This window comes from Pseudomonas anatoliensis (assembly GCF_017976235.1).
GTDB lineage: Bacteria > Pseudomonadota > Gammaproteobacteria > Pseudomonadales > Pseudomonadaceae > Aquipseudomonas > Aquipseudomonas anatoliensis.
The window spans coordinates 438,625-446,770 of sequence record NZ_JACVHC010000006.1 but is presented as its reverse complement, the minus strand read 5'-3'; the positions used below and the strand labels follow the sequence as shown (position 1 = coordinate 446,770).

The window sequence follows — 8,146 nt, the reverse complement described above, 5'->3', positions numbered from 1 at the left end:
ATTCGGTGACCCTGCGCCCGCAACTGTCGTACCTGGCGCACCGCGTCAACCAGCGCATCTTCCAGAACCTCACAGTGCCGAAAATCATCGGCCAAGTGCTGGAAGAGCACGGCATCCAGAGCAACGCTTACGAATTCAAGACCGGTTCGATCTACCCCGAGCGCATCTACTGCGTGCAATACGACGAATCCGACCTGCATTTCATCCAGCGCCTGTGCGAGGAAGAAGGTATCCACTACCACTTCCAGCACAGCGCCACGGCGCACAAACTGGTGTTCGGCGATGACCAGACGGTGTTCCCGAAACTTGCGCCTGTGGCCTACCAGCAAGACTCCGGCATGGTCGCCAGCGACCCGGTGATCAAGCGCTTCGACCTGCGCCTGGAAACCCGCACCAGCCGCACCACGCGCCGCGATTACGACTTCGAAAAACCACGCCTGACGCTGGAAAGCGAAAACCGTGGCGACGCCCTGCCCGACCTCGAAGACTACGATTACCCGGGCCGTTTCATCGACCGCGAGCGCGGCAAACACCTGGCCAAACGCGCCCTCGAACGCCACCGCAGCGACTTCCAACTGGCTGAAGGCAAGAGCGATCAGCCGTTGCTGGTCAGCGGCCATTTCCTCGCGCTGACCGCGCACCCGAAAGCCAAATGGAACGACCTCTGGCTGCTCACCGAAGTCCTCCACGAAGGCAAACAGCCGCAAGTGCTGGAAGAGTCGGTGACCAGCGACACCACCGCGCTCAAAGACGATTTCCATCAGGGCTACCGCAACCGCTTCCAGGCCACCCCGTGGGACGTGCCGAATCGCCCGCCCCTGCGCCACCCGAAACCGCGCATCCTCGGCAGCCAAAGCGCCGTGGTCACTGGCCCCAAAGGCGAAGAAATCCACTGCGACCAATACGGCCGCGTCAAAGTGCAATTCCACTGGGACCGCGAAGGCCAGGCCGACGACAAAACCAGCTGCTGGCTCCGCGTCTCCAGCGCCTGGGCCGGTGCCCAGTACGGCGGCATCGCCATCCCACGCATCGGCATGGAAGTGCTCGTCACCTTCCTTGAAGGCGACCCCGATCAACCGCTGATCAGCGGCTGCCTGTACCACAAGGAAAACACCGTCCCGTACGCGCTGCCGGCGAACAAAACCCGCAGCACCTTCAAAACCCTCAGCTCCATGGGTGGTGGCGGCTACAACGAACTGCGCATCGAAGACAAGAAAGGTCAGGAGCAGATTTACCTGCACGCCCAGCGCGACTGGGACGAGAACGTCGAAAACGACCAGAAAATTCGGGTCGGCAACGAACGCCACGACACCGTGGAGAAGAACAGCTACACGGAATTCAAAGCCGAAGAACACCACACGGTTTATGCCGATCGTAAAGTCGAAGCGCGCGCCAACGATCACCTGACGGTTGGGGTGAATCAGCACATCAAGATTGGGACTGGGCAGTTCATCGATGCCGGCCAGGAAATCCACCTCAGCAGCGGCATGAAAGTCGTGCTTGAAGCGGGGGCGGAACTGACGCTCATTGGCGGCGGTAGTTTTATCAAGATCGATGCCGGCGGCGTGACCATGAGCGGGCCGGTGATCAATATGAACTCCGGCGGTGGACCGGGTAGCGGCACGGGGGCTGCGCCGTTGTTGCCGGGGCCGTTGAAGCAGGCGGATGCGGATAAGGCTGGGCAGGTCGTGAAACCTTCCCTTGGCTCGTTCAAGGTTCAGTCGAAAGCGGGTGTGTTACTGCCGACACCTTCGTGTCATCTCGATGCAACAGGTTGCTGCCCTATTCACCAATCGGGTGCGTCTGCATGATTGTCTCCATTGCGTCGCCCTTCGAACAGCCTGCGGCTACCGGTGTGATGTGTCTGATTCTGGATCGCAGTTTTGATCCGGATCTCCTGAACCATTTGTTTCATGGTGAAGAGCAATCCAGGCCTGACTGCATTCCCCTGTTTACAAGCACACCCTATGCCGATCTCCAGCCTGCCGGCCCCTATGTCGTCATGTACCTGGGAAAACAATCAGCCACAACCTATGCCAGCACGCTACTGGAACAGTCCGACGCAGGATGTGTCGCTTGGTTGAGCAATCCCGGATTGCTGGATCAGGCCCTTGAACACTGGCGCAGCCTGTTGACCGTGAGAACCGATGAAGATCCGCTGCAAATGATGCGTTTTTTTGATCCGCGCTGGCTGGAGCCATTGCTGCTTTCACTCAGTGAAACCGAAAAGGCACAGTTCCTTGGGCCATTCAGCGGCCTCGCGTGGAGAAACGAGATCGGCTGGCGTTATTACGCAATAGCGCCGCAAAACCAGAAGAATGTGGTCCAGCCTCCCGCTTGGTTGTACTTGAGTCCGGAGCGTCAGGCGTTGATCGAGCAGAATCGGTTGAACGTCATAGCGACCCGCTTTGCCAACGATTACCACGAGGTTTTACCCTCAGAAGGCAGCGTCGAGTTCGTCTACCGCCAATTACTGGCCGGACAAGACCAAGGCTATGAACAAATAGCCGAGCAGGAACGATGGCTGCGTTTAGCCATTCAGCATGGTGACAGTTTCTGGACTAACGCCCCTGCCGCCGAATTGCTGGCACGGGAAGACATCGCGCTGGGCGACAAGCTGACTCAACTGGAAAGTCTATAAATCACAAGGACGACGAGCAATGAGCAACACCTACACCGTTAAGAGCGGCGACACTCTTGGCAGCATTGCCGCCGCCAATAAATGCTCTGTGGCTGATCTGCGGGCCCTGAATCCGATCATTACCGACCCCAACCACATCAAGACCGGTTGGGCGTTGAAATTGCCTGCCACTTCGGCCAAGGCAATGCCACCGCCTAAGCACGCGGACAACCAGAGCACGACAGCCGTTAAAGGCGCCGTCGAGTGCAAAGATGAATTGGTCGAAGTCATCCATATCACCGGCGAAGAGCATTTCTACATACTGACGGAGAAACAGTCGAACGCGCTCAAGAAGCAGTCCGACCTCGTCAAAAAACTGATGGACGAGTTGCATCAGAATCTGGCCAGCGCGACCGAAGCCGCCAAGTGCACCAAGACCAAAGACCCTCAAGCCTCTTGCTCCTGCACGAGTTGCGTTAAAGATAAGTGGAATGCCAAGGCTGAAGAAGCCGGCCTGCTGCAGCGCTCCCCTCCAATTGTGGCAAAACCGAAAACCGTCATCGAGCGCAAGGAAGATCTGCAGGGCCAACTGGCAACCGTGCAACAGGCTCGTGACTGGTATAGCCGTTACACACCCCAGCCGGCCTTTGAAGGCAACTATCTGGAAACCAACTGGGAAGGCTTGCGAAACAAAAAAGTCACCGAGCTGAACGCCGAGATTCAATCGCTGCGTACCCGGATAGCTGCGCAAGGCAAGGCCGAAGCTGGGGACAGCTCCACAAGCGCAAACGGTGCAGCACCGGATATCAAGCATGGAAAGGGAAAAGCCTCTGATACCCAGAAGGGAAAGCAGGTAAAAACCGGTATCACCACCGTCGAATACATTTCCTTCCGTGATCCGACCCGGCGTCATTACATCCCGATTCGCACTCGCGAGCAGTTCACCTGGAGTGTCAAAGTTCCTACCACAGTGATGCAAGGCAAGCCTTTCGATAAGAATCTCGCGAAAAATCTGATCAAGGACATCAGAACAGCTGTATCCGATGGCCGCAAAACCAGCCCTCTCGGCAGCCTGGAAGCCAAACTCACTTCTTGGACGAGCAAGGACGACAACCTGCTTAACGCATTGCACAAAGAGTGCTCCTGGACCTCCAACGAAGCGGACTCGGCGATATACGCAGTCTCCGCTGAGGCTCACGCCTTTCGCTTTGCTGCCTCGGCCAGTGCCGGAATCAACAGTTGGGAGCCAGGCAAGGGCAATATCGAGGTCGGCGTCAAAGGCAGCGCGGCGATCTCATTGGCGGAAGGCTCCGTAGCGATGAAGGGCTACTTTCCCGACCAGGGTGGATACGTGGTGCGCATGCCGTACCGTAATGCCGAAGGCAAGGAAGTCGTCAGCGATATCGGCATCTTCCGCCTCGAAGGCAAAGTGGAGTTGTCATGCTTCGTCGGCGCCACCGCGCAAGGTCAGGCCGGCGTCAAAGCCCAATACAAACCAAAAGAAGCTGAAGCCTCTGGCGCAACCGCTTTGCTAAGCACGCCCGACATCGCTGTCGACAAACGACGCGGCGGCAGCCTGGGCGTGAAGGGTAACGCTTTCGCCGGCGTACAAGGCGGCGGCACCGTGACCGGAACATTGAAGTGGCTTGATTCAACTAAACAAGGGGTCGGAAAAATCGTCGCAGGACAGGCAAACGACAGCGGCAGTACGGATTGGTCGAGCCTGGTGGAGGTCAAGGCGGAAGGTAATGCGGCACTGGGTATTGGAGCGGGTTTTGATTTTGGGATTGAGATTCGCGCGGATCGTTTGGCGATTAACTGTAAAGCCAGTCTGGTTTTTGGACCTGGTGCAGGGGGAGGCTTTGGTACAACGGTCGACATCGAAAAAATCGGTGATTTAATCTATGTTTTCTGCAGTGCATTATCTAAAGCCGACTTCCACTATCAGTTGGCGGTAACTGAAGAAGCTTTTAACTATATGGCTATGGGATTATTTCAAGTCATCAGCCAGCCAGGCGAAACGTTAGGTAAGGCTTTTTCAGATAACGTTGAGGACATGAAGGAATGGTGGAAAAAGCGAATTGCAACTAAGCATGAAGCGCAAAAAATAGCTAATTACCTGCTCAACAACCAAGCCATCAAGGTGAATGGCAAGAACATCCCTATTAGCCTCCTGCCACCCGAAACAATTGGACCAATGATCTATCTTCTGACAGAAAGCTTTGTCGAAAGCTGGGCGGAAGACCAAGAAAAGGCTGTTGTATTCTTACTATCCCATCTCCGCACATGGCGACATCTTATCCAGGTATTAGAGCATTGCTCAAAAGACGGGAAAAAAGTTGAGGCAATTAAAAGCCTGAACCGAATCAATGCATTACTGGATGGATCTGAGCAATTACAATTCAACCAATTCATAAAATCTTTGGCAACCAACAATGACTCACTGACCTCGACCACAATGCTCGCTTGGACCCCAAAACTTTCGTGGTATAAGGAAAAAACATTGATCGCCGCCCGAAAGAGCCGTTTATTTGACGGAATAGCTTGAGATTAAGTGCCCCCCCGGGGGGGGGGGGGGGGCTTTAGGGGCGCTTAATAATATCCAATTAAAGCGGCTCACCTTGTTGAATAGCACACCTGAAACTCATAGTACTTGAGTGATATTTATGCATTAATTTCGCAGGCCAACGACGAACTAGCGGAGCTGCCGATAATGGTGCATCCGAAATATTCGAACCTCGCCTAACTTTTAGTTCACCAGACTTTGGCCCCTGCGGATTTTCGAGAGGGGAAATTTTGTAGTAATCTTCCCCATACCAATCATTTACCCAATCAGTGGAATTCCCAGCAAGCCCGTATATCCCAAGGGGATTGGGTGCAAAGCGATTCACCGGGTGGCTTTCACTTTCATTTTCAACGGGGAAATTCTTACCATAATCCAGGCTTCCGGTATTAGTGGGGAACAAAATATGCTGCCCGCGGTTACGGGCCGCAAACTCCCACTGGGCCTCTGTAGGCAAATCAACTTCATAACCACTTAAAGATCCAATCCATGCACAGTAATTTTTTGCCTCCTGCCAGCTTTGGGTAGGTGCTGGGAGTTCAGGTAAATATTGATCTTTCAAATCCTCGCGCTTTCGATCCTCTTCATCATAGAGTGGCTTACCGTTAGCCACGAAAAACAGATCAAAATCCCGCAAGACAGCCTGATACTTCGAAAGATAATAGCTGCTCAATTTTACCGGATGAACAAAATCGTCATCTCCATTCCCGCTTATATTACAAAGCTGCTCCGGCTCCTGCCCACAAGGCCAGGTACAAACATCTTTTTCATCGTACTCACAAATCCAGCCAAAATCGCCCATGTCAAACTGGCCACCTTCGACAAACACCATATTGTCGATCGACTGAACAACCGTATTGAGCACCTTGTCGCGCAGTTCGTTCGAGAGGTCCGGATATTTCGTCTTGATCGTCGCTGCAATCGATGCGACTTTTGCCGCAGGCAAGCTTTTGCTGGTTGGCAAAGGGCCTGACTCGGCTTCGCAACCTACCAGCAGCATAATGAAAGGAAGGGCAAGTAAAGACTGACGTAACACGAGCAATATCCTTATAAGGTGCGTCAAAGCACAAACCTTAACATCCCATACCAAGACTACAAAACACATGAACAGCCACCGCAGCGACTTCCAGCTCGCCGAAGGCAAAAGCGATCAACCGTTGCTGGTCGGCGGCCACGTTCTAGCGCTGACCCAACACCCGCAAACCAAGTGGAACGACTTGTGGCTGCTGACCGAAATCCTTCACGAAGGCAAACAACCACAAGTGCTGGAAGAGTCGATGACCAGCGACACCACCGCGCTGAAAGACGATTTCCATCAGGGTTGTCGCAACCGCTTCCAGGCCACGCAGTAGGACGTGCCCAACCGCCCGCCCCTCAAGCACCCGAAAGCCCGCATCCTCGGTAACCAGGGCGCCGCGGTCACCGGCCCCAAAGGTGAAGAGATCCACTGCAACCAATACGGCCGCGTAAAAGTGCAATTCCACTGGGACCGTGAAGGCCAGGCCGACCACAAAACCAGCTGCTGGCTCCGCGTCTCCAGCGCCTGGGCCGGCGCCCAATACGGCGGCATCGCCATCCCGCGCATCGGCATGGAAGTGCTGGTCACCTTTCTTGAAGGCGACCCCCGACCAACCGCTGATCAGCGGCTGCCTGTACCACAAGGAAAACACCGTCCCATACGCCCTGCCGGCGAACAGAACCCGCAGCACCTTCAAAACCCTGAGCTCTATGGGTGGCGGCCGTTACAACGAACTGCGCATCGAAGACAAGAAAGGTCAGGAACAGATTTACCTGCACGCCCAGCGCGACTGGGACGGGCGCCAAAGGCGCCTTATAAATATTTAAATGAAACAAAAGTGGCCAGATCTAGATAAACAGAAAACTTACTATCATCCTATAATTTTTGATCTGACTGGATAGAGCAACGAAAACTCGTTCCGCCAGAGTATCGATCATTGGAAGGATCTACTGCCCAACGACGAACAAGCGGTGCAGAAGATAATGGCGCCTCCAAAACGGTTGATCCGCGCCGAATTCGTTTAAGACCAGTGCTTGGGCCTTTTGGGTTTTTCAGAGGGGAGTTCTCATAGTAATCTTTGCTATACCAGTCGTTTACCCAGTCAGTCGAATTTCCAGCGAGTCCATAAATACCTAATGGGCTTGGAGCGAACCTACTAATCGGAAAATTATTCCCCTCATCATCAAGTGGAAAATTTTTCCCATAATCAAGACTGCCGCTATCCGTTGGAAAAAGTATATGCTGCCCTCTATTACGGGCCGCGTATTCCCACTGTGCTTCTGAGGGCAAGTCAACAGCGTACGCGCTTATTTCTCCAAGCCATTCACAGTAGTCTTTTGCCTGTTGCCAACTTTGAGTCGGAGCTGGCAAGTCCGATTGGTAGCGAAACTTTAAATCTTCACGCTTACGTTTTTCAGCGTCAAAAAGAGGCAACCCTTTTGCGGTAAAAAACACATCAAAATCACCCAGCGAAACTTGGTACTTTGAGAAATAGTATGAAGTGAGCGTTATAGGATGAACAAAATCATCATCACCATTACGACTGATATTACAGAGCTGCTCCGGCTCTTGCCCACAAGGCCAGGCACACACATCCTTCTCGTCGTACTCGCAAGCCCAGCCAAAATCGCCCATGTCAAACTGGCCACCTTCGACAAAAACCATATTATCGATCGACTGAACTACTGTTTGGAGCACCTTGTCGCGCAACTCGCTCGACAGATCCGGGTATTTCGCCTTGACCGTGGCCGCAATGGACGCGACCTTCTCCGGCGACAGGTTTTTACTGCTTGGCAAAGAGCCGGATTCGGCTTCACAACCGACCAACAGTGTCATAAAAGGAAGGGCAAGCACGAACTGACGTAACACGAGCAATATCCTTATAAGGTGCGTCAAAGCACAAACCGTAACATCCCATACCAAGACTACAAAACACACGACCAGC

Annotated in this window: 5 protein-coding genes and 1 pseudogene; 4 read left to right on the top strand and 2 right to left on the bottom strand. The window is 53.8% G+C overall.

Going from position 1 to position 8,146, the window contains the following annotated elements:
- The 3 genes from ICA16_RS21710 to ICA16_RS21700 form a co-directional block, all read left to right on the top strand.
- A partial coding sequence (locus ICA16_RS21710; RefSeq protein ID WP_210701507.1) for a type VI secretion system Vgr family protein occupies positions 1 to 1,811 on the top strand: 1,811 nt, incomplete at its 5' end.
- The gene (locus tag ICA16_RS21705) at positions 1,808 to 2,641 is read left to right on the top strand and encodes a DUF4123 domain-containing protein (protein ID WP_210701505.1); all 834 of its coding nucleotides are present in this window, start codon (positions 1,808 to 1,810) and stop codon (positions 2,639 to 2,641) included. The genes ICA16_RS21710 and ICA16_RS21705, both read left to right, overlap by 4 nt.
- Positions 2,642 to 2,660: 19 nt before the next feature.
- Positions 2,661 to 5,168, top strand: a complete 2,508-nt coding sequence (locus ICA16_RS21700; RefSeq protein ID WP_210701504.1) for a LysM peptidoglycan-binding domain-containing protein — start codon at positions 2,661 to 2,663, stop codon at positions 5,166 to 5,168.
- Between the two features lie 58 nt (positions 5,169 to 5,226).
- Here the strand turns inward: ICA16_RS21700 and ICA16_RS21695 are convergent, their stop codons facing one another.
- Positions 5,227 to 6,219: a formylglycine-generating enzyme family protein gene (locus ICA16_RS21695; protein WP_210701502.1), complete on the bottom strand. Its 993-nt coding sequence runs from the start codon at positions 6,217 to 6,219 to the stop codon at positions 5,227 to 5,229.
- Positions 6,220 to 6,286: 67 nt separating this feature from the next.
- On the opposite strand from ICA16_RS21695, the pseudogene tssI reads away from it, so the two are divergent.
- Positions 6,287 to 6,998: pseudogene (gene tssI / locus ICA16_RS21690) on the top strand (type VI secretion system tip protein TssI/VgrG); the annotation flags it as partial.
- Positions 6,999 to 7,077: 79 nt separating this feature from the next.
- Here the strand turns inward: tssI and ICA16_RS21685 are convergent.
- Complete coding sequence (locus tag ICA16_RS21685; RefSeq protein ID WP_338049952.1) at positions 7,078 to 8,070, bottom strand: formylglycine-generating enzyme family protein; 993 nt, start codon at positions 8,068 to 8,070, stop codon at positions 7,078 to 7,080.
- Positions 8,071 to 8,146 lie beyond the last annotated feature (76 nt).

What these genes read in the sequence shown, in the direction of transcription:
- ICA16_RS21705 (WP_210701505.1), top strand. Translation starts at nt 1,808, where the DNA reads ATGATTGTCTCCATTGCGTCGCCCTTCGAACAGCCTGCGGCTACCGGT.
- ICA16_RS21700 (WP_210701504.1), top strand. Translation starts at nt 2,661, where the DNA reads ATGAGCAACACCTACACCGTTAAGAGCGGCGACACTCTTGGCAGCATT.